18 protein-coding genes and 1 pseudogene are annotated in these 20,240 nt (G+C 47.2%); 4 read left to right on the forward strand and 15 right to left on the reverse strand.

From position 1 onward, the window contains the following. Positions 1-207 precede the first annotated feature (207 nt). The 4 genes from mltG (at position 208) to AB5903_RS14570 (ending at position 4,827) form a co-directional block, all read left to right on the forward strand. The gene (gene mltG, locus AB5903_RS14555; RefSeq protein WP_195658276.1) at positions 208-1,245 is read left to right on the forward strand and encodes an endolytic transglycosylase MltG; all 1,038 of its coding nucleotides are present in this window, start codon (positions 208-210) and stop codon (positions 1,243-1,245) included. 77 nt (positions 1,246-1,322) lie between these two features. Then, positions 1,323-2,915 carry a thiamine pyrophosphate-dependent enzyme gene (locus AB5903_RS14560; RefSeq protein WP_022104191.1) on the forward strand — a complete coding sequence of 531 codons (1,593 nt, stop codon included), beginning with the start codon at positions 1,323-1,325 and terminating at the stop codon, positions 2,913-2,915. A 4-nt stretch (positions 2,916-2,919) separates the two neighbouring features. Continuing rightward, on the forward strand, positions 2,920-3,501 hold the full coding sequence (locus tag AB5903_RS14565) for an indolepyruvate oxidoreductase subunit beta (RefSeq protein WP_195658266.1): 582 nt from the start codon (positions 2,920-2,922) through the stop codon (positions 3,499-3,501). Between the two features lie 18 nt (positions 3,502-3,519). Then, complete coding sequence (locus tag AB5903_RS14570; RefSeq protein WP_195658267.1) at positions 3,520-4,827, forward strand: phenylacetate--CoA ligase family protein; 1,308 nt, start codon at positions 3,520-3,522, stop codon at positions 4,825-4,827. Positions 4,828-5,473: 646 nt separating this feature from the next. On the opposite strand, the gene rplT is transcribed toward AB5903_RS14570, so the two are convergent. The 15 genes and pseudogenes from rplT to AB5903_RS14645 form a co-directional block, all read right to left on the reverse strand. Next, positions 5,474-5,824: a 50S ribosomal protein L20 gene (gene rplT / locus AB5903_RS14575; protein WP_004289896.1), complete on the reverse strand. Its 351-nt coding sequence runs from the start codon at positions 5,822-5,824 to the stop codon at positions 5,474-5,476. A gap of 101 nt (positions 5,825-5,925) precedes the next feature. Continuing rightward, positions 5,926-6,123, reverse strand: a complete 198-nt coding sequence (gene rpmI / locus AB5903_RS14580) for a 50S ribosomal protein L35 (RefSeq protein ID WP_005655002.1) — start codon at positions 6,121-6,123, stop codon at positions 5,926-5,928. 65 nt (positions 6,124-6,188) lie between these two features. Beyond that, positions 6,189-6,791, reverse strand: coding sequence for a translation initiation factor IF-3 (infC, locus tag AB5903_RS14585; protein ID WP_005655001.1), 603 nt, complete (start codon positions 6,789-6,791; stop codon positions 6,189-6,191). A 119-nt stretch (positions 6,792-6,910) separates the two neighbouring features. Beyond that, positions 6,911-8,851, reverse strand: a complete 1,941-nt coding sequence (gene thrS / locus AB5903_RS14590) for a threonine--tRNA ligase (RefSeq protein WP_272709894.1) — start codon at positions 8,849-8,851, stop codon at positions 6,911-6,913. Positions 8,852-8,930: 79 nt separating this feature from the next. Then, positions 8,931-10,976 carry a tetratricopeptide repeat protein gene (locus AB5903_RS14595; protein ID WP_117857811.1) on the reverse strand — a complete coding sequence of 682 codons (2,046 nt, stop codon included), beginning with the start codon at positions 10,974-10,976 and terminating at the stop codon, positions 8,931-8,933. A 117-nt stretch (positions 10,977-11,093) separates the two neighbouring features. Continuing rightward, positions 11,094-11,648, reverse strand: a complete 555-nt coding sequence (gene def / locus AB5903_RS14600) for a peptide deformylase (RefSeq protein WP_005654997.1) — start codon at positions 11,646-11,648, stop codon at positions 11,094-11,096. A 38-nt stretch (positions 11,649-11,686) separates the two neighbouring features. After that, positions 11,687-12,112, reverse strand: a complete 426-nt coding sequence (gene ruvX, locus AB5903_RS14605; RefSeq protein WP_272709896.1) for a Holliday junction resolvase RuvX — start codon at positions 12,110-12,112, stop codon at positions 11,687-11,689. A gap of 146 nt (positions 12,113-12,258) precedes the next feature. Further along, positions 12,259-13,224, reverse strand: a complete 966-nt coding sequence (locus AB5903_RS14610; protein ID WP_005654994.1) for a PCMD domain-containing protein — start codon at positions 13,222-13,224, stop codon at positions 12,259-12,261. 22 nt (positions 13,225-13,246) lie between these two features. Next, a complete protein-coding gene (locus tag AB5903_RS14615; RefSeq protein WP_060385168.1) occupies positions 13,247-14,353 on the reverse strand; it encodes a sulfotransferase in 1,107 nt (368 codons plus the stop codon). Positions 14,354-14,450: 97 nt separating this feature from the next. Further along, a complete protein-coding gene (gene cysN, locus AB5903_RS14620; RefSeq protein ID WP_272709897.1) occupies positions 14,451-15,911 on the reverse strand; it encodes a sulfate adenylyltransferase subunit CysN in 1,461 nt (486 codons plus the stop codon). A gap of 33 nt (positions 15,912-15,944) precedes the next feature. Next, complete coding sequence (gene cysD / locus AB5903_RS14625; RefSeq protein WP_005654990.1) at positions 15,945-16,856, reverse strand: sulfate adenylyltransferase subunit CysD; 912 nt, start codon at positions 16,854-16,856, stop codon at positions 15,945-15,947. A 6-nt stretch (positions 16,857-16,862) separates the two neighbouring features. Beyond that, entirely contained in the window at positions 16,863-17,465 is a 603-nt protein-coding gene (gene cysC / locus AB5903_RS14630) for an adenylyl-sulfate kinase (protein WP_005654989.1), read from the reverse strand. Between the two features lie 7 nt (positions 17,466-17,472). Continuing rightward, positions 17,473-19,026, reverse strand: a complete 1,554-nt coding sequence (locus AB5903_RS14635) for an SLC13 family permease (RefSeq protein ID WP_005654987.1) — start codon at positions 19,024-19,026, stop codon at positions 17,473-17,475. A gap of 16 nt (positions 19,027-19,042) precedes the next feature. After that, positions 19,043-19,858: a 3'(2'),5'-bisphosphate nucleotidase CysQ gene (cysQ, locus tag AB5903_RS14640; RefSeq protein ID WP_117741224.1), complete on the reverse strand. Its 816-nt coding sequence runs from the start codon at positions 19,856-19,858 to the stop codon at positions 19,043-19,045. A gap of 248 nt (positions 19,859-20,106) precedes the next feature. Then, positions 20,107-20,240 (reverse strand): annotated as a pseudogene (locus tag AB5903_RS14645) (SPOR domain-containing protein); the annotation flags it as partial.

Raw genomic sequence — 20,240 nt, forward strand, 5'->3', positions numbered from 1 at the left:
TTTAGGCACGGATTACGCGGAAAACACGGATTTCACAGAAAAAGAATAAAGAAAATCTGTGAAATCCGTGTTTTCCGTATCTAAAAGAAATCGTCAAGTATATATTGACACATCCCCCTCTTCCTGTCATGAATAAAACAAGGGAAGCATTCTCTTTATTCCCAAATCTTGCTAACTTTGCCCGACTCAAAAACAATCAAGATTATGATGGAAAAAAAGAAAAAAAGAATCCTTTTCGGAGCACTGGCGGTTATTCTTTTCATAGGCATTGCAAGTGCGGGTACAATGTATTACTACCTGTTCACTCCGCAATTTCATCCGCAAAAGACAGTTTATATCTACATCGACCGCGACGATACGACAGACTCCATATACAATAAGATAAAAGCACAAGGAAAGCCCAATAGTTTCAACGGTTTCAAATGGATGTCCCAATGGCGCGATTACCCCGACAACATCCACACCGGGCGCTATGCGATACGTCCCGGCGAGAACGTTTACCATGTATTCAACCGTTTCTACAGAGGATACCAAGCCCCCATGAACCTGACCATCGGAAGCGTACGCACTTTGGACAGACTGGCGCGTAACGTAGGGAAACAACTGATGATTGATTCCGCCGAAATAGCCGGAGTGATAAATGACTCTCTGCTCCAGCAACGGCTGGGATACAGCAAAGCGACAATAGCCTGCCTTTTCATACCCGAAACCTACCAGGTATATTGGAACATGAGCGTAGAGGATTTCCTCGAACGGATGCAGAAAGAACATCAGAAGTTCTGGAATCGGGAACGGCTCAATAAAGCGAAAGCCATCGGCATGACACAGGAAGAGGTATGCACCCTCGCTTCCATCGTTGAAGAGGAAACAAACAACAACCAGGAAAAGCCCATGATTGCCGGCCTGTACATCAACCGTATCCACGCCGGCATGCCGCTACAAGCCGACCCTACCATCAAGTTTGCCCTGCAAGACTTCAGCCTGCGCCGTATTGCCAATGCACACCTCACCATCGATTCGCCCTACAACACCTACCGCAACCTCGGCCTGCCCCCCGGCCCTATCCGCATTCCCACCCCCATAGGTATAGACGCAGTCCTGAATTACACCAGACACAATTACATTTATATGTGTGCCAAAGAAGATTTTTCAGGAACCCATAATTTTGCAGCCAACTACGCCGAACACATGAAAAATGCCAGAAAGTATTGGAAGGCGTTAAACGAAAGAAAGATTTTCAACTAATATCATAATAAAACAAAAGCAAAAAGCTATATTTGCGATTGTTACTAAAACCATGATTAACACTTAAACACTAAAAAATGAGCAAACAACTCTTACTTGGCGATGAAGCCATTGCACAGGCTGCATTAGACGCCGGCCTATCCGGTGTGTACGCCTACCCGGGTACTCCTTCGACGGAGATTACCGAATATATCCAGACAGCAGCGATTACTGCCGAAAAAGGTATCCACAACCGCTGGTGTTCCAACGAGAAAACTGCCATGGAAGCAGCTTTGGGAATGTCGTTCGCAGGAAAACGTTCACTGGTCTGCATGAAACATGTAGGCATGAATGTGGCTGCCGACTGTTTTATCAACTCCGCCGTGACCGGCGTTAAAGGCGGCATCATTGTCGTTGCAGCCGACGACCCCAGCATGCATTCGTCACAAAACGAACAAGACAGCCGCTTCTACGGTGACTTTGCATTGATTCCGATGTACGAACCGAGCAACCAGCAAGAAGCCTACGACATGGTTTACAACGGATTTGCCTTTTCCGAACAAACCGGCGAACCGCTGCTGATGCGTATGGTCACCCGGCTGGCGCATTCCCGTTCCGGTGTAGAACGCAAGGCGCAACAGCCCCAGAACGGGGTTTCTTTCAGTGACGATCCGCGCCAGTTCATCCTGCTCCCCGGCAACGCCCGCAAACGCTACAAACTTCTGTTGCAGCATCAGGACGATTTTGTCAAAGCCTCGGAAAACTCACCTTATAACAAGTACATAGACGGTCCCAACAAAAAACTGGGCATCATCGCCTGCGGCATCGGTTATAACTACCTTATGGAGAACTATCCCGAAGGCTGCGAATTTCCGGTATTGAAAATCGGCCAGTACCCGCTTCCCAAGAAACAACTGATGCAGCTTGTAGAAGCCTGCGACGAAATACTCGTACTGGAAGACGGACAACCGTTTGTAGAAAAACAACTGAAAGGTTGCCTCGGCATCGGCGTAAAAGTCAAAGGACGCCTGGACGGCACACTGTCGCAGGACGGAGAATTGAATCCGGACAGCGTAGCACGCGCCGTAGGCAAAGAGAACAAAGCGGAATTCGCTGTTCCTTCACTCGTCGAAATGCGCCCGCCAGCCTTGTGCGAAGGTTGCGGACACCGCGATATGTACACCGTGCTGACCGAAGTGCTCCGGGCAGAATACCCCAGCCACAAGGTATTCAGCGACATCGGCTGCTACACCTTAGGAGCCAACGCTCCTTTCAATGCCATTGACTCCTGCGTAGACATGGGAGCCTCCATTACAATGGCAAAAGGCGCCTCGGATGCCGGAGTCCATCCTGCGGTTGCCGTTATCGGCGACTCCACCTTCACCCACTCCGGCATGACAGGCCTGTTAGACTGCGTAAACGAAAACGCCAACGTCACCATCGTCATCTCCGACAACGAAACCACAGCCATGACCGGCGGACAGGATTCAGCCGGAACCGGCCGTCTCGAAGCTATCTGTGCAGGTATCGGCGTAGCGCCCGAACATATCCGCGTAGTAGTTCCATTGAAGAAGAACTACGAGGAAATGAGGCAGATAATCCGCGAAGAAATCGAATACCGTGGAGTATCCGTCATTATTCCCCGCAGAGAATGTATTCAAACTTTAGCACGTAAGAAACGAAACAAGTAAAGCCATGAAAAAAGACATTATACTTTCCGGCGTAGGCGGACAAGGCATCCTCTCTATCGCTACCGTAATCGGGCAGGCAGCCCTTAAAGACGGATTACACATGAAACAGGCCGAAGTACACGGAATGAGCCAGCGAGGCGGAGACGTACAGTCCAACCTCCGCATCAGCGACCGGCCTATCGCTTCCGACCTCATCCCTACAGGCAAATGCGACCTTATCATATCGCTGGAGCCCATGGAAGCGCTGCGCTATCTTCCCTACCTCAGTCCCGAAGGCTGGCTGGTAACGAACGAAGCCCCTTTCATCAATATCCCCCACTATCCTGCCGAAGAAGCTCTCAAAGCCGAACTTGACAAGCTTCCTCACAAGATTGTACTGAACGTAAACGAAGTAGCCAAAGAAGTGGGCTCTCCCCGCGTTGCCAACATCGTGTTGCTGGGAGCTACCATTCCGTTCCTCGGCATTGATTATCAGAAGGTACAAGACAGCATCCGCGACATTTTCCTGCGTAAAGGCGAAGCCATCGTAGAGTTGAACCTCAAGGCCTTGGTTGCCGGTAAGGAAATTGCAGAAAACCTGATGTAAATCAAAATACCAATAACCATGAATGACAAATACTGGGAAGAAAAGATAGAAACCATGCCGCGTGAGGAGTTGCACAAACTGCAACTCCGGCGGCTTAGGAAGACAATCGGCATTGCAGCAAATTCCCCCTATTACAAACAAGTTTTTCAAAAGCACGGCATTACGGCAGACAGCATCCGGTCGATAGAAGACATCCGGAAAATCCCGTTTACCACCAAGGCGGACATGCGCGCCAACTACCCTTTCGGACTTGTGGCCGGCAATATGCACGAAGACGGTGTACGCATCCACTCTTCCAGCGGAACCACGGGAACGCCCACCGTCATCGTCCACTCCCGGCACGATCTGGAGTCCTGGGCCAATCTTGTAGCACGTTGCCTATACGCAGTAGGCATACGAAAGACCGATGTTTTTCAAAACAGTTCCGGCTATGGTATGTTCACCGGAGGATTAGGTTTCCAATACGGAGCCGAGCGCCTGGGCGCACTGACCGTACCCGCCGCTGCCGGTAACAGCAAACGGCAAATCAAGTTCATCACGGACTTCAGAACCACCGCCTTGCATGCCATTCCCAGTTATGCCATACGCCTGGCGGAAGTATTTCAGGAAGAAGGTATCGACCCGGCATCGACTACTCTGAAAACCCTCGTCATCGGAGCCGAACCTCATACGGACGAACAGCGCAGGAAGATTGAGCGGATACTGGGTGTCAAAGCCTACAACAGTTTCGGCATGACCGAAATGAACGGTCCCGGCGTTGCCTTTGAGTGTACCGAGCAAAACGGCATGCACCTTTGGGAAGATTGCTATCTGGTTGAAATCATCAATCCGGAAACCGGCGAACCGGTTCCCGACGGTGAGATTGGAGAACTGGTCCTGACTACCCTCGACCGTGAAATGATGCCGTTGATACGCTACCGCACACGCGACCTTACCCGCATACTTCCGGATACATGTCCCTGCGGACGTACGCATCTGCGCATCGACCGCATCAAGGGCCGCAGCGACGATATGTTTATAATCAAGGGTGTCAACATCTTCCCCATGCAGGTGGAAAAGGTATTGGTGCAATTCCCCGAATTGGGCAGCAACTACCTCATTACTCTGGAAACCATCTGCAATCAAGATGAAATGATTGTGGAAGTAGAGCTCAGCGACTTATCCACCGACAACTATATAGAACTGGAGAAAGTACGCAAAGCTATTTCCCGCCGACTGAAAGATGAAATCCTTGTCACTCCTAAAGTGAAGCTGGTCAAGAAAGGCTCCCTGCCTCAAAGCGAAGGCAAAGCCGTCAGGGTAAAAGACTTGCGGGATAACAAATAATATTCTACCGGTATGTCCAGTTCCAACCGTTAATGAAGCCGTGCCATACCGGTAAATATCCCTGCATTATACTCCCGAAACTCCCGGAATTTACTTCCCAAACACCGGGCATTCCAACCTAAAACTTCAGGCATTTCGGGAGTAAACACCTGGAGTTAAACGAGCAAAAGCCTGGACTTTCCCCCCTCACTGCAACCAATCCGATTTTTACTGAACTCTCTGATCTTCAAGAAGCAAAACCGTAAAATAACGACAAAAGAAAAAGGAACGGTAGTCAACCAAGATTACCGTTCCTCTTTTATAGAAAGCCGCACCGATGATGTGATGAAACTCCGTATGACATGATTTGAGTGCTCGTCCTCTTTGTAATCCACCGACTCAAGAGTTACCCCGAAGGGCGTGGCCCGCCATTGAGAACTGAAGCTTGTCTCGGTATTTCATTAGAATTGATGAGTTTCCCGATCCAATCAATGCGGCTATTTTTTCTACTTCAAAGGTAGTGAGTTTCTACGAAAGAAACAAGAAAAACAAGAAAATTGTTTGCCTGCATCTAATGTTTTCACATTTCCACAATACTGCCCAAAACAAAAAGCGCCGATTACGTATTCGTAATCAGCGCCTTGCAGGTTTATTCTTTTACCCCGGCTTATGCAGCTTTTGCTTTAGCTACAATGGCCTTGAAAGCTTCCGGATGATTCATTGCTAAATCAGCCAAAACCTTACGGTTGATTTCGATACCAGCTTTGTGCAGAGCACCCATCAGTTTGGAATAAGACATACCTTCCAGACGTGCAGCAGCGTTGATACGTTGAATCCACAAAGCGCGGAAGTTTCTTTTCTTATTCTTACGGTCACGGAACGCATAAGTCAAACCTTTTTCCCAAGTATTCTTGGCAACGGTCCAAACGTTCTTTCTTGCACCAAAGTAACCTCTGGTCAATTTCAAAATTTTCTTTCTTCTTGCTTTAGAAGCAACATGATTTACTGATCTTGGCATAGTTTTACTTGTTTTTGAATGTTAGCGCCGGTACTTCACGCAACGGACTTAAAGCTAATGCATTCGGTTAATAACTTTAATAATACTTCGTACGCTTTTGATTACTTCATAGCTAAGAGTTCCTTAACCTGGCTCATATTCGTTATATCAACGGTTGTAGAGTAACACAGATTTCTCTTTTGCTTCTTGGTTTTCTTAGTCAGAATGTGACTGTGAAAAGCGTGCTTTCTTTTGATTTTACCTGTTCCGGTAAGAGTAAATCTCTTTTTAGAACCGGAGTTAGTCTTCATCTTTGGCATCTTACTTATTTTTAAATTATTTAATTATATGGCAACGCACTATACCTGCGGCGTTACTCATTTCTTTAGTCTTCGCTTTTGTCTTCGGCCGGAGCTGCTTTCGGAGCTTCTGCCGGCTTCGGTGTGGCAGGCTTTTTCGGAGCTGCACCTTTCTTCGGAGAAAGCTGAATGGTCATTCTCTTTCCTTCCAGAACCGGCATCTGGTCTACTTTCGCATAGTCTTCCAAATCATTGGCAAAACGCAGCAGCAGTACTTCGCCCTGCTCCTTGAACAGAATTGAACGACCCTTGAAGAACACGTATGCCTTCACCTTGTCGCCATCTTCCAAAAAGCCTTTGGCGTGTTTCAGTTTGAAGTTATAGTCGTGGTCGTCTGTCTGAGGACCGAAACGTATTTCCTTCACATTTACCTTAACCTGCTTCGCCTTCTGCTCTTTCTGACGCTTCTTTAACTGATAAAGAAATTTAGAGTAATCAATAATACGACAAACAGGGGGTTGTGCATTCGGAGAAATCTCCACGAGATCTGCTTCCATTTCCTCGGCCATTTTCAAGGCCTGAGCTATCGGATATACTTTAGGTTCCACCTCATCGCCCACAATGCGGACTTCTTTGGCACGGATTTGCTCATTAATCCGATGTTGCCCTTTTAAGCTGTCATTCTTCATTAAATAACGTTTACTTCCAGTTTGTTTCTTGTTTATTACTACCAAATTATTTTTTTGTTAAGTAAAAGCGGTCTTTAGAACATCGTATGTATGCTATGCTTTTACAATTGGGCGCAAAGTTACCATTTATTTATCATATTTTGAACTTCTTCGTTCACTTTTTTAGCAAAATCTTCAAATTTCATGGTTCCCTGGTCGCCTTCGCCTTGCTTGCGGACGGAAACTTCTCTGTTTTCAGCCTCTTTCTCGCCGACAATCAGCATGTACGGAATACGCTTCATTTCGTTGTCACGAATCTTACGTCCGATTTTTTCGTTACGCTCATCCACAATGGCACGGACATCGTATCTCTTCAGGTAGTCTTTCACTTCCTGAGCATAATCATTGAACTTCTCGCTGATAGGCAGAATAGCCACCTGGTCCGGAGTCAGCCACAACGGGAACTTGCCGGCGGTATGTTCGATAAGCACGGCTACGAAACGCTCCATAGAACCGAACGGAGCACGGTGAATCATTACCGGACGGTGCTTTTGGTTATCGGCTCCCGTATATTCCAGTTGGAAACGTTCGGGCAGGTTGTAATCTACCTGAATGGTACCCAACTGCCAACGGCGGCCGATAGCATCCTTAACCATAAAGTCCAGTTTAGGACCGTAGAAAGCAGCTTCACCATATTCCACTCTGGCTTTCAGTCCCTTTTCTTCACAAGCCTCGATAATAGCCTGTTCTGCCTTCTCCCAGTTTTCATCGCTACCGATATACTTCTCACGGTTCACCTTGTCGCGCAGAGAAATCTGTGCTTCAAAGTTCTCGAAGTGCATAGACTGGAATACGATTGAGATAATGTCCATTACGCGCAGGAACTCATCTTTCACCTGATCAGGACGGCAGAAGATGTGCGCGTCGTCTTGCGTAAAGCTGCGTACACGGGTCAAGCCGTGAAGCTCACCGCTCTGCTCGTAGCGGCAAACCGTACCGAACTCCGCCAGACGCAAAGGCAGGTCTTTATAAGAACGGGGTGAGTTCTTGTAAATCATACAGTGATGAGGACAGTTCATCGGTTTGAGGAAGTACTCTTCACCTTCTTCCGGCGTATGAATAGGCTGGAACGAGTCCTTACCATACTTGGCATAGTGTCCGGAAGTGATGTACAGCAGCTTGTTGCCGATAGGCGGACACATTACTTCCTGATAGTCGTAACGGGCCTGAATGCGGCGCAAGAACTCCTGCAGGCGGATACGCAATGCAGCACCTTTCGGCAACCACATCGGAAGTCCCTTGCCTACCGTATCGGAGAACATGAACAAGTCCATCTCCTTGCCGATTTTACGGTGGTCGCGCTTCTTGGCCTCTTCCAGCAATACGAGATACTCATCCAGCATTTTCTTCTTCGGGAAAGTGATACCGTAGATACGTGTCATCATCTTGCGGTCTTCCTGTCCCCGCCAGTAAGCACCGGCAACGGAAGTCAGCTTGATAGCCTTGATAGGCGCGGTAGTCATCAGGTGAGGACCACGGCACAAGTCGGTAAACGCACCCTGCGTATAAGTAGTGATGTGACCGTCTTCCAGTTCGGAAATCAGCTCACATTTATAAGTTTCGCCGCGATCGCCGAACATCTTCAAGGCATCCGTCTTTGAAATACTCTCTCTGACAACCGCTTCTTTCTTGGCTGCCAGTTCCGCCATTTTCTTTTCGATAGCGGGCAGGTCAGCTTCCTTGATAGCAGTCTCTCCCGGATCCACATCATAATAGAAACCGTTCTCGATGGCCGGACCGATACCGAACTGTATGCCCGGATATAACTCCTGCAAAGCTTCCGCCAGCAAATGGGCGCTGGTGTGCCAGAAGGCATGCTTGCCTTGTTCGTCTTCCCATTTATAGAGAACCACTTCAGCGTCTTCATTGATGGGACGCCCCAAATCATAAACTTCTCCGTTCACGCCACAAGCCAGTACATCCTGTGCCAAACGTGAACTAATGCTTTCTGCTATTTGCAGTCCTGTTACTCCTTCGTTGTATTCGCGAACGGAGCCGTCTGGAAATGTTATCTTTATCATAATGCTATGTATAATTCAAATTTTAGAACGCAAAAATAGCTAATTCTTTATTGATATTCTATTTTTTAGCAAAAAAATGTTACTGTTGCGTATTCGTAAAACGCTTGATAATATTGTAAGCGGAAACGATACCCAATTCGCCTGCCTTGCTCAAATCAGAAATCCCCTGCCTGTTATTGCCCAGGAAGATATGCGTCAGGCCACGGTTGAAATAGGCTTCGGCAAAGTCGGGATTCAGTCCGATTGCCTTGTCGTAATCTGCCAATGCCGCACGGTAATCTTTCAGTAGCGACAATACATTGCCGCGGTTATAATAACCGTAAACAAAATCGGGCGCCAATTGGATGACATGATCCAAATCATTTTTCACAATATCGTAATCCATCGCCGTTACTTCCGCCTTCTTTACTTCTTGCGCACCGGAAACGGCACCCTCGTTCATGCCGGCTTCCGCTTTCTTGTACTCCAACTGCTTGTAGCGCACCAAAGCACGCATGAAATATGCCGGGAAGAAAGTATCATCCAGCAGGATACTCTGTGTAAAATCGTCTATGGAACTTGCAAAGTCCTGCACCAGATAAAAATCCAAACCGCGCATAAACCGCTTTCCGGCATTTTTTTCGTCTGCCACAATATCCGATGTATGGGCGTCTATCAATGCGAAGTGGAAACGTACCTGCTCTTCTGTCAGAGGCGACTCCATATTGGTGATGCGCAACGGTTTGGGGAACAGTTTGGAGTGATTCAACTCGTCTATATACTTGTGATAATGCACGGTACGTTTTACGTCGCTCAGCTTCTCATAATAGGTCAGCGCATACATAGGTTCGAGCTTGATAGTCACGTTACGGTCTTGCACACGGCCGCGATAGTCGCTCTTATAACGCTGTTCCAGTTCCGAATCATCCGCAATCACAATCTTGCGGTAGTTATCCATATTCTTGTCGGACTTCTTACGGGTCTTGCCGTTATCCTTTCCGGAGTTGCCGTCCGCATTATCCGCCACATCCTTGTCATTGCCGCCGGTTGTCACGCCGTTGCGCTTGTCGAGCTGCATCTTCATAAGCTTGAACTCATCCTGCTCGGCTCCCTTGCGGTCGCCAATCTTCTTGCGGGCCTCGGCACGATGGTAGTAACCCGCCGTGAAGTTGGGATACTCTTCTATCACTTTGGAGTAGTCGCTGATAGCGCCGCGGTAATCGCCCGTTTGTGCACGCAGCAAACCACGGTTGAAAGTTGCCATCATATTGTCCGGCTCCATCTTCAGCACAAAGTCGAAATCTTCTATCGCACGGTTATCGTCACCTACCTGTGCACGCAACAGTCCCCGGTTATAGTGGCCGAGGAAGTTATTGGGGTCAATATCCAGCGCCAGGTCATAGTCGCTCATCGCACCTCTCAGGTTATTCTGATGGAAACGCGCCAAAGCCCGGTTTATGTAGTTGCCCGAATTACGTGCGCTCAGGTGTATCGCCTGGTCCAAATCCTTTTCAGCCTCCTTGTAGTCGGACTGCTGAAGACGGACAATGGCACGGGCAGCCCAGCCGTCCGGGTCGTAACGGTCCATATCAATGGCCTTATCAAAATCCTTCAAGGCCTGTATCGTATCGTTCTGCTTGAGATTGACCTCACCGCGCATCAGGTACGCACGCGTATATCGGGGAGCTATGGCGAGCAGCTTGCCCAAATCCTCTTTGGCAGCATTGAAATCCTCTTTCTGCATATGACAAAGAGAGAGGTTATGCCAAAGTACCACATTCTCCGGGTCGTACTTCAAAGCCGTTTTGTAGTCCTCGACCGCACCGTCGAACTTATCCTGGCGGATACGTGCCAAACCTCTTATCTGATAAGCGCCTACAACAAAAGGATTGCGCTGAATAGCCTGATCGCAATCCGCTTCCGCTCCCTGAAAATCGTCCAGGTTGATTTTTGCCAGCGCACGGAAGAAATAAGGCTCGTATAAATAAGGCTTCGCGTTGATTACCTGATTGAAATATTGGATAGAAAGCACGTAGTCCTCGAAATACAATGCGTTGCGGGCAATGGTCATCACCCGTTCCGTATTGATTTGCGCATATAACAACGTGGGCAATAACAGAATTGCCAGCAATATCTTTTTTATCATCTTGTCTTATAAATGCTTGTAAACAAAACAAAAGTAGCGTTTATTCATTTACATATCAGGATATACCGAAGACTTTTTATATTTTTTGAGCCTTTTATACCTTATTATATGGTTTGCTTACTTTACGGTTTTCACCTTATAGGTACAGTGTGCCTTACCTTTCAGCATGGCATTCAGTTTTCCCTTTATCATCTGTCTGCGCAAGGGCGACAGATGGTCGATGAACATCTTACCGTCCAAATGGTCGAACTCATGCTGCATCACACGGGCCAGATAGCCTTCCACAATCTCGTCATGCTCCACCAGGTCCTCGTCCAGGTACTTCACGCGTATCTTATTGCCTCTTTTCACAGATTCGTGAATGCCCGGCAGGCTCAGGCAGCCTTCTTCCATAGATACTTCTTCGCCCGATACTTCGAGGATATGCGCATTGATATATGCCTTACGGAAACCTTTATATTCGGGATAATCTTCCGACAACACATCCAGGTCTACAACCACCACACGGATAGGCAAACCGATTTGCGGCGCTGCAAGTCCCACGCCATCGGCATGGTCCATGGTTTCGAACATATTCTGAATCAGTTCTTTCAGGTTCGGATAATCGGGAGTAATGTCCTCCGCTACTTTTCTCAATACGGGTTGTCCGTATACATAAACAGGTAAAATCATTTCTTTAATTTATGAATTATGAATTATTTTCCAAACATTTATAAAGAGGAGAAGCGCCTGTTCTCCAGATAAGTCTGCAGGATAATAGTCGCGCTGATTTCGTCCACCAGCGCCTTGTTCTGCCTGTCTTTCTTTTTCAGTCCGGCTTCCAGCATGGTGCGGTGCGCCAAGACCGAAGTAAACCGCTCGTCCACATACTCTACCGGCATATCGGGCAACCGCTTTTGCAAGGAACGCACAAACGGATCTATCCGTTTCATGTTCTCAGAAGCTTCGTTATTCATCTGCTTCGGCAGTCCGACAAGTATCCGCTCCACCGGTTCTTTCGCCACGTAGTCCGTGATAAAGGCGAGCAGTTCGTGGGTAGGCACAGTGGTAAGCCCGTTGGCAATCATCTGCAACGTGTCGCTGACGGCTATGCCCGTACGTTTTTTACCGTAATCAATAGCTATTATTCTACTCATAATGGGCTACAAAATTACGATTTATATTTGAACTCTTTTTCATACGTATCAAAAAAGATTTTGCCTATGGTGAAAATCCCGTCTGATATACATCAAACAGGTTTTTCGCCATAGGCAAAATTACACATGCCGGTATAGGAACGAAATCAATATACCAACTTCACATTATCTACATAGAATGAATTGCCCGGAGAACCGATATATGCCCCGCCGTGGCTGGACGTAAACTGCAACTGGATATGTGTGGGGATATCATCTTCCGTTCCCCATGCCACTTCCTTGATAGGCACGCTTTCGCCCTTACTGTTCACCGCATAGCGTTCCTGCACTTGCAGGCGCATCATGTGCGCCTTGTATTCGGGGTTGCCCGTTATATCGCCGTACATAATGGAATAAGTGGCATTGTTGCGCCAGTCGTCCGTTGTAGTGTAATAACGCACCACCACCGTACCCACGCGTTTGGCATAGATATTTCCGTCTTTGTCTTCCCAGCGTTTCTGCAAAAAGAGGTTCATTTCGGGGAAATCCTTTCCTTCCACATCGGTTATCTTGCTGAAACCGGTGGCATGAACACGTTTTTCACGGTCGGACATCTTCACCTTATAGTCAAACTGAATGGCAATAGGTTTCTTGGTGAACGGGATGCCCGAATTCAGTATCTTCTGCGGATTCTTCGTCCCCTTGATGGGCTCGTGTACATCGCCCAAAAATATGGAACCGGCAGCCAGCACCGTAATGTCCACGATGCCGAACACCTTTACGCTTTCCATACGGGTATCCATACGGGCACAGAAACCGTCGCCCCGCTTCTCCGGAAATACCGAAGTATTGGTTTTGGTGATGCCTGCCACACGCGCCATCACGTTGGAAGTAGCCCACGGGGAACCGCCCATATTCTTATACGGCTTGTTTTCACGGATAGTTGCCGTAGGTCCGATAGCATACACATTTTTGGTAGCACCGCCGATAATTCCCGATTCTTTAATCTGGCGGTCAATCCATTGATCCATATTTCCGAAAGGAATCATCTCAACCTTATGCTGTGCCGATACTGCTACGCAGCAAAGCATTGCGGACAGCAAACTCAACATTCGAAGTCTTTTACGAATCATTTCTCTATTCTCCTACAATCAGTTAAAGTTCATAATTCCACTGCTTCAGCGCAAAGCCCCAGTTGTCCTGAACCAGTTGCACCGTGCGGTCGTCATATTTATATTTATTCTTCTTATAACCTTTCTTACCGCCTACATACTGCTCGATGGCAGTGCGGGCATCCGCAAAACCGGGTATGGACAGCGCATCGTAGATGTGCTCCGTCATTCCCATGGCATCGGCTTCGAAGTCCTCGAACTTCACTTCAATCAGATTACCCGCCGGAATGCTTGCCTTGTCCGCCTCGTACTTATGATAAAGTTTGGCATAGATAGACAGGATGTTCTGCTCCAGTTCCGCAGGAGTAATATCCTGAAGTTTCAACGGCTGGATAGTATTCGTGAAGAAACTGCGCGTGCTCTCGAACACCGTATAAGGATTACGCATCAGATAGATGAACTTGGCATTGGGGAACATCTTTACCAGTTCCTTCACACGCCCGGTATGCGGCGGGTTCTTGCTGAGGAATTGCGTACCGTGCGTATTCCACAAGGAAATCTTGATGAGTCTGGTAAACGTTTCCTCAAACACCTTCAGCTCCGCCTCGCTTATATCGTCGAACAACAGATACTTGTCGGCATACTCCTGCTGATGCTTGGGCAAGAACCAGAAGTTATAATAGGTATAAGGCATCATGTTCGCCAACGCAAACTCTTCCTCCTGCGGCAGGTCTACCGCCAGCTCCATATTGTCCGTGGGACGCTTGTCGGGCATCAGCCAGCTCATGTTTTTCTTGAAGAAAGGCTGTCCCCACATCATCAGATGCGGAAATACGGTCTGATACGTTGTGTTATAGCCGAAATGCTTGTCGCAAGAGAACACATTATGCACGAAAGTTGTTCCGCTACGCCAGTGACCGAGGATAAATACAGGGTCGTGCTCCAGCGGTTTGTCCGCCAACAGCTTCTCATAGCGTTTGTCCTGCAAGGGAGCCAATGTGGAAAGCATGCGGCAAACGGCTTTCGTCAACCGGAATTTACCTTTGTACGCGGCATCTATTTCACGTCCCTTTGTAATGGCGTTGAACGTTTTCCAGTCTGCACCGACCAGTGTGTTAATCGGCAGTTTGTTGAATTCTAATAAACCCATTCTTGTTTAATTGAGAATTGTAAGTTGAGGATTGCAGAACAGCCTTTCGGGCCAGTCCGCAATTCTCATCCGACTCTTATTTGTTAATGTTTAATTTTCATTTCTTAATAATCACTGCCACTCCCTGGCGTTCCAGTTCTTTGACGGCTTTCTCTACAGCTTCGTAATGCCCGGGAGCGATGCCCAGCTTCGGCAAGTCAAGAACAGGGAGTTCTTCGGATACATGCATATCCTTATCTTCCACGCGGTCGATAATCATACCAACGGCGCTGGTATTGTTGGTTATCGGGTCTATCAGGATGAAAGAACCGGTGGCTTTGTTGGTCTGATAAGGGTCAAAGAAGAGTTCCTTGGCAGTAGTCAACACTACGCGGGCAATCTGGTTCAACTGCATCGGCAGGGTCTCTTTCGTCAACCGGCCGTTGTCAAGGGAGAGTTTCTCCATTGTATTGACATCTACCTTATACTTGATATTGTCAATACGCGTACGGCTCAAATTGGTAGTTTGCTTGATAAAGAACGATTTGTTTACATCCATCGGTTCCTCGTCCATCCACACTACCATGGCTTCGAAGTTACGCTCCATCATCGGAAGATTGTCGGGATGTACCAGCATCTCTCCGCGTGATACGTCAATCTCGTCTTCGAGCGTCAAGGTAACGGACTGCGGCGGGAAAGCATAATCCAATTCCCCGTCATAGGTCACGATGCTCTTGACGCGGGACTTCTTTCCGGACGGCAATGCCATCACCTCATCTCCCTTGCGGATAATACCCGAAGCTACCTTGCCGCAGAAACCACGGAAGTCGAGGTTGGGACGCAACACATACTGTACCGGGAAACGGAAATCTTTCAGGTTGTGGTCGTTATCAATAGGCACGGTTTCGAGGAAGTCGAGCAAAGAAATACCGTTGTACCACGGGGTGCGCTCCGACTTCTCCACCACATTGTCGCCGTCAAGCGCAGAAAGCGGGATGCAAGTCACATCGGGGATGCCCAACGGAGCGATAAACTTCTTGTACTCGCCTACAATTTCATTGAAACGCTCTTCGGAGAAGTCCACCAAGTCCATCTTATTGACGGCAAGCACCACATGCTTGATACCCAGCAAAGATACAAGGAAAGTATGGCGGCGCGTCTGCGTGATGACACCCGTGCGGGCATCTACCAGAATAATCGCCAGATTAGCGGTAGAGCCGCCGGTAATCATGTTACGCGTATACTGTTCGTGTCCCGGAGTGTCGGCAATGATGAACTTACGGTTATTCGTGGAGAAGTAGCGATAGGCCACGTCAATAGTAATGCCCTGCTCACGCTCCGCCTTCAAACCGTCCAGCAGCAAGGCATAGTCGATGTGGTCGCCGGCATTACCCATACGTTTGCTGTCGCGCTCCAACGCATCCAACTGGTCTTCATACAATTTCTTACTATCGAACAACAGACGTCCGATAAGCGTGGACTTTCCGTCATCCACCGAACCGGCGGTAAGGAAACGAAGTAAATCTTTCTGTTCGTCTTTATCAAGGAAAGCCTTTATATCAAGTCTTGAATCATCCATTTCTTAATTCTCAATTTTTAATTCTTAATTTCATTAGAAATATCCCTCACGTTTCTTCTGCTCCATACTTGCTTCCTGGTCAAAATCGATAACGCGGGTGGTACGTTCGCTCTTGGTGGTAGTCATCATCTCTTCCACAATCTTCTCGATTGTATCGGCACTGCTTTCTACAGCCCCGGTCAGCGGCCAGCAACCCAACGTACGGAAACGTACCATACGCATTTCAATCTTCTCGCGATACTGTTCCGGCAAGCGGTCGTCATCAGCCATAATCAGGTTGCCGTCAATCTCCACGCAAGGACGCTCCTTGGCAAAATACAAAGGTACGATAGGAATATTCTCCAGACGGATATATTGCCAGATATCCAGTTCCGTCCAATTGCTCAACGGGAACACACGGATACTTTCTCCCTTATGGACACGCGCATTGTATATGTCCCACAATTCCGGACGCTGATTCTTCGGATCCCATTGGTGGAACTTATCACGGAAAGAGAAGATACGTTCCTTTGCGCGCGACTTCTCTTCATCGCGACGGGCGCCACCGAAAGCCGCATCGAATTTGTATTTATCCAATGCGTGCAGCAGCGCCTGTGTCTTCATCAAGTCCGTATGCACTTTACTGCCATGCGTAAAAGGTCCTACACCTGCTTCAAAAGCTTCCATATTGCTCTCTACAATCAGGTTCCAGCCGTACTTCCGGGCATACTCGTCACGGAATTGAATCATCTCCTTGAACTTCCACTTAGAGTCGATATGCATCAACGGGAAAGGAACCTTACCCGGAGCAAAAGCCTTTTCGGCCAGACGTACCATAACCGATGAGTCCTTGCCGATACTATACAGCATCACCGGATTCTCGAATTCCGCAGCCACTTCGCGGATAATATGAATAGACTCTGCTTCGAGTTCTTTCAAATGGCTCAGTTTATATTCTTCTTTCATGCTATATTATTTCTTCTGAATTCTCGGTAAAATTAATTCCAATAATTTATTGACGGATTCTTCCAGGCTCAACGCAGATGTATCCAGTGTCAATGCCGGATGTGCAGGAGCCTCGAATGGCGCGGAAATACCCGTGAAGTTTTTAATTTCTCCGCGGCGTGCCTTTGCATACAAGCCTTTTACATCCCTGCGTTCGCATTCCTCAATGGGCGTACTGACGTACACTTCCAGAAAATCATCCTTCCCGATAATATTCGCCGCCATTTCGCGGATGTCGTTGCTGGGACTGATAAAGGCTGCAATCGTTATAATGCCCGTATCTACAAACAATTTGGAAACCTCGGCTATACGGCGGATGTTCTCTATGCGGTCGGCTTCCGTAAAGCCCAAATTGTTATTGATGCCGCTGCGGATATTGTCTCCGTCCAAAATACGGCAAAGCAATCCGCGTTTATGCAACTCACGTTCCAAAGCGATAGCTATCGTACTCTTACCCGACCCGCTCAGCCCGGTAAACCAAATCATCACGCTATGTTGTTTCAGAAGCTCTTCTTTGTCTTGCCTCGACAACATTCTGTCAAAAATAGGATATATATTATTTTCTGTCATAATTCAATCAAAATGGCCATATTAAGGGAATAAGGAATATGGATATAAGAAAAGTGATAATATTCAACGGAAGTCCGATGCGGACGAAATCCGTAAATTTATAATTGCCGATACCTTGTACTATCAGGTTGGTCTGATAACCGATAGGCGTCGAGAAACTTGCCGATGCAGCCATACAGATAACCACAAAGAAAGGCGTCGGACTTACGCCCAGTTGCGATGAAATGGAAAGCGCCAAGGGAAAAGCAAGTGCAGCGGCGGCATTATTCGTTATCAGTTCGGTAAACAGGTTTGTAATGACAAACATAACAGCCAGCAACACCGCAGGCCCGTAATGATCCGTCAGTCCAATGATGTATTCGGCCACGGCATCCGCCACTCCGGAGTTTACCATTGCCTTGCTGATGGCAAAAGCACAGGCAATCGTTATCAGGATATCCCACGATATATATTTGGTATATTTACGGGCCGGAAAGATTTTTGTCCATGCCATTAGAATGGTTGTTACGGACACGAAAAAGAACATATCCAGTTTGATATCCGGAAAAGCCTCTTTCACTGCAGGCAGTTCGCCAACCGTAGCCCCGGTTATCATCAGAATCAGCAGGGCAAGGGCAAACCAACGTTTGCCTTTACTTGCAACAGGCTCCGTATCCTTACCGTTGGCAAGCATCACGAAGACAGAAGATTCACCCCACGTCTGCACAAAAGAATCATCAGCCATTACCACCAAAGTATCACCTTCCCGGAAATACTCATTCTCCAAATCCTGCACATAACTCTGGCCGTTACGCTTTATCTCTTTCACTTCAGCGCCATAATGACGTTTAAAGTTAAAATCCTTCAGTTTCTTGTTGATACCCGGAAAACGAGGACCCAAGACAGCCTCTACCCTATGCAGATCACTATGTTCTTCCGGTTCATCATCCGGTTTCACCGCATCTTTACGGACATCGGGCAATAGTCTGGAAGAAAACAGAAACAGATAGATAATACCGGTTATTGCAATAAAAATACCGACTTTCCCAAGTTCAAACATAGTAAATCCCTCATAACCGGCATCCAGTATCATACCGTGTACCACCAGATTGGTGGAAGTGCCGATTAAAGTACAGATACCTCCCAGAATCGTCACATAGGACAAAGGAATCAGAAATTTAGTAGCCGGAAGCTTTACCGACTCAGCCCAACGTTTTATAATCGGAGCAAAAATTACAACGACAGGAGTATTATTCAAGAAAGCCGAAATAAAGGAAATCGTAGGCAGCATTCGGAGTTGTGCTTTGAAAACGGTGGTTTTACCTTGTGGCAGGAGCTTTTTGATAAGCTGTCCCAACGCACCGGACTGACGAATCCCCTCACTGACCAGAAACAGCATGGCAACCGTAATCATACCCTTATTGCTAAATCCTTCCAGCATTTCTTTAGGTGTCAGGATTCCGGCACAGAGAAACAGTACCACAACCGAAAAGAGCACCATCCCCGGACGCATTTTATCCAAAACCAGGGCTATCACCATGCCCAGCAACGCTAAAAGCACAAATATGATTTCAAACGTCATATATACGAGTCGTTATTTAATTACGCCTGGGCTCTACTATAAACCAAGGATTCAACAAATCTTCCTTATTGTACTGTAGCGGTTCTTCTTTTCCGGCCTGATATACTTCCATACCGGCAGCACGTGCAATGGCATGCCCTGCTGCCGTATCCCATTCCATGGTGGGAGCAAAACGGGGATATACATCCGCCTTACCTTCCGCCACCAGACATATTTTAATGGAACTTCCACTGGAAATCAATTCTACATCCGAGTGGCAACGCTTCATTTTTTCAATGTAATCTTCAGTTTCGGGAGACAGATGTGAGCGGGATGCCACAATTACAAATTTATCGTGATTATCCTTAATCGGCAAATGAACGGCTTTCGCCATCAACTCTTCCAACGACGCTCCGCTGCGAGCTGTAAAATCCGAAAGTTTGTAAGCACCTAATGTTTCTTCAGCAAAATAAAGCTCCCGCTTTACCGGAAGGTATATAACCCCCATTACCGGAACGGAATTACGAACCAAAGCGATATTAACGGTAAACTCGCCATTCCGTTTGATAAACTCTTTGGTACCATCCAGAGGGTCTACAATCCATAAAGTAGTCCATGCACATCGCTCTGTATAGGGCAAATGCTTTCCCTCCTCGCTCAATAATGGATAAGGCGTTTTTTGCAGATAGCCGGCAATAGCCGCATGCGCTTTCTTATCAGCAATCGTCAAAGGAGAATTATCCGCTTTCTTTTCTATTTGAAAATCTGAGGTCGGATCGTTGTAAATAGAGAGGATATCTTTGCCGGCACAAAGTGCTGCATCAATCGCATCAAGTATATATTGTCGTTCCATATTGTATTCTCAAAATATATAAGGTGCAAAATTAAAAACTTTTTTACCGCCAAAAGTTTTTAATTTTGTTTTATAACTTCTTTTAAACGAAAAAGAGATATTTATAAGTACTTTTCACAATCACCCAAAACAGAGTTTTCATAATCATTTTCAACAGATTATGAAAAAGGCAGTAACTTCCCAGTTACCGCCCTATCTTGAAAGGAGGGAAATACCCCTTTCTTATGAATTACCAAAAAGAATTCAAATTAATTAATGCGATACAGCAGCCAAGCACCCTGGAAATCCTGACGGTTAGGGTATTTAGCCTTGAAAGCATCGCGAGCGCTGGCAGCAGAGTTTCTGTCGGCATATGTACTTACGATTACACGATACATAGCGG

Origin of the sequence: Bacteroides sp. 2201st1_D9_2201SCRN_220225 (genome assembly GCF_040928965.1) — a bacterium.
GTDB classification, from domain to species: domain Bacteria; phylum Bacteroidota; class Bacteroidia; order Bacteroidales; family Bacteroidaceae; genus Bacteroides; species Bacteroides stercoris.

Bases quoted from the DNA above. Each gene is read 5' to 3' on its own strand.
- mltG (WP_195658276.1), top strand. From the start codon at position 208: ATGGAAAAAAAGAAAAAAAGAATCCTTTTCGGAGCACTGGCGGTTATT.
- AB5903_RS14560 (WP_022104191.1), top strand. From the start codon at position 1,323: ATGAGCAAACAACTCTTACTTGGCGATGAAGCCATTGCACAGGCTGCA.
- AB5903_RS14565 (WP_195658266.1), top strand. From the start codon at position 2,920: ATGAAAAAAGACATTATACTTTCCGGCGTAGGCGGACAAGGCATCCTC.
- AB5903_RS14570 (WP_195658267.1), top strand. From the start codon at position 3,520: ATGAATGACAAATACTGGGAAGAAAAGATAGAAACCATGCCGCGTGAG.
- rplT (WP_004289896.1), bottom strand. From the start codon at position 5,824: ATGCCAAGATCAGTAAATCATGTTGCTTCTAAAGCAAGAAGAAAGAAA.
- rpmI (WP_005655002.1), bottom strand. From the start codon at position 6,123: ATGCCAAAGATGAAGACTAACTCCGGTTCTAAAAAGAGATTTACTCTT.
- infC (WP_005655001.1), bottom strand. From the start codon at position 6,791: ATGAAGAATGACAGCTTAAAAGGGCAACATCGGATTAATGAGCAAATC.
- thrS (WP_272709894.1), bottom strand. From the start codon at position 8,851: ATGATAAAGATAACATTTCCAGACGGCTCCGTTCGCGAATACAACGAA.
- AB5903_RS14595 (WP_117857811.1), bottom strand. From the start codon at position 10,976: ATGATAAAAAAGATATTGCTGGCAATTCTGTTATTGCCCACGTTGTTA.
- def (WP_005654997.1), bottom strand. From the start codon at position 11,648: ATGATTTTACCTGTTTATGTATACGGACAACCCGTATTGAGAAAAGTA.
- ruvX (WP_272709896.1), bottom strand. From the start codon at position 12,112: ATGAGTAGAATAATAGCTATTGATTACGGTAAAAAACGTACGGGCATA.
- AB5903_RS14610 (WP_005654994.1), bottom strand. From the start codon at position 13,224: ATGATTCGTAAAAGACTTCGAATGTTGAGTTTGCTGTCCGCAATGCTT.
- AB5903_RS14615 (WP_060385168.1), bottom strand. From the start codon at position 14,353: ATGGGTTTATTAGAATTCAACAAACTGCCGATTAACACACTGGTCGGT.
- cysN (WP_272709897.1), bottom strand. From the start codon at position 15,911: ATGGATGATTCAAGACTTGATATAAAGGCTTTCCTTGATAAAGACGAA.
- cysD (WP_005654990.1), bottom strand. From the start codon at position 16,856: ATGAAAGAAGAATATAAACTGAGCCATTTGAAAGAACTCGAAGCAGAG.
- cysC (WP_005654989.1), bottom strand. From the start codon at position 17,465: ATGACAGAAAATAATATATATCCTATTTTTGACAGAATGTTGTCGAGG.
- AB5903_RS14635 (WP_005654987.1), bottom strand. From the start codon at position 19,026: ATGACGTTTGAAATCATATTTGTGCTTTTAGCGTTGCTGGGCATGGTG.
- cysQ (WP_117741224.1), bottom strand. From the start codon at position 19,858: ATGGAACGACAATATATACTTGATGCGATTGATGCAGCACTTTGTGCC.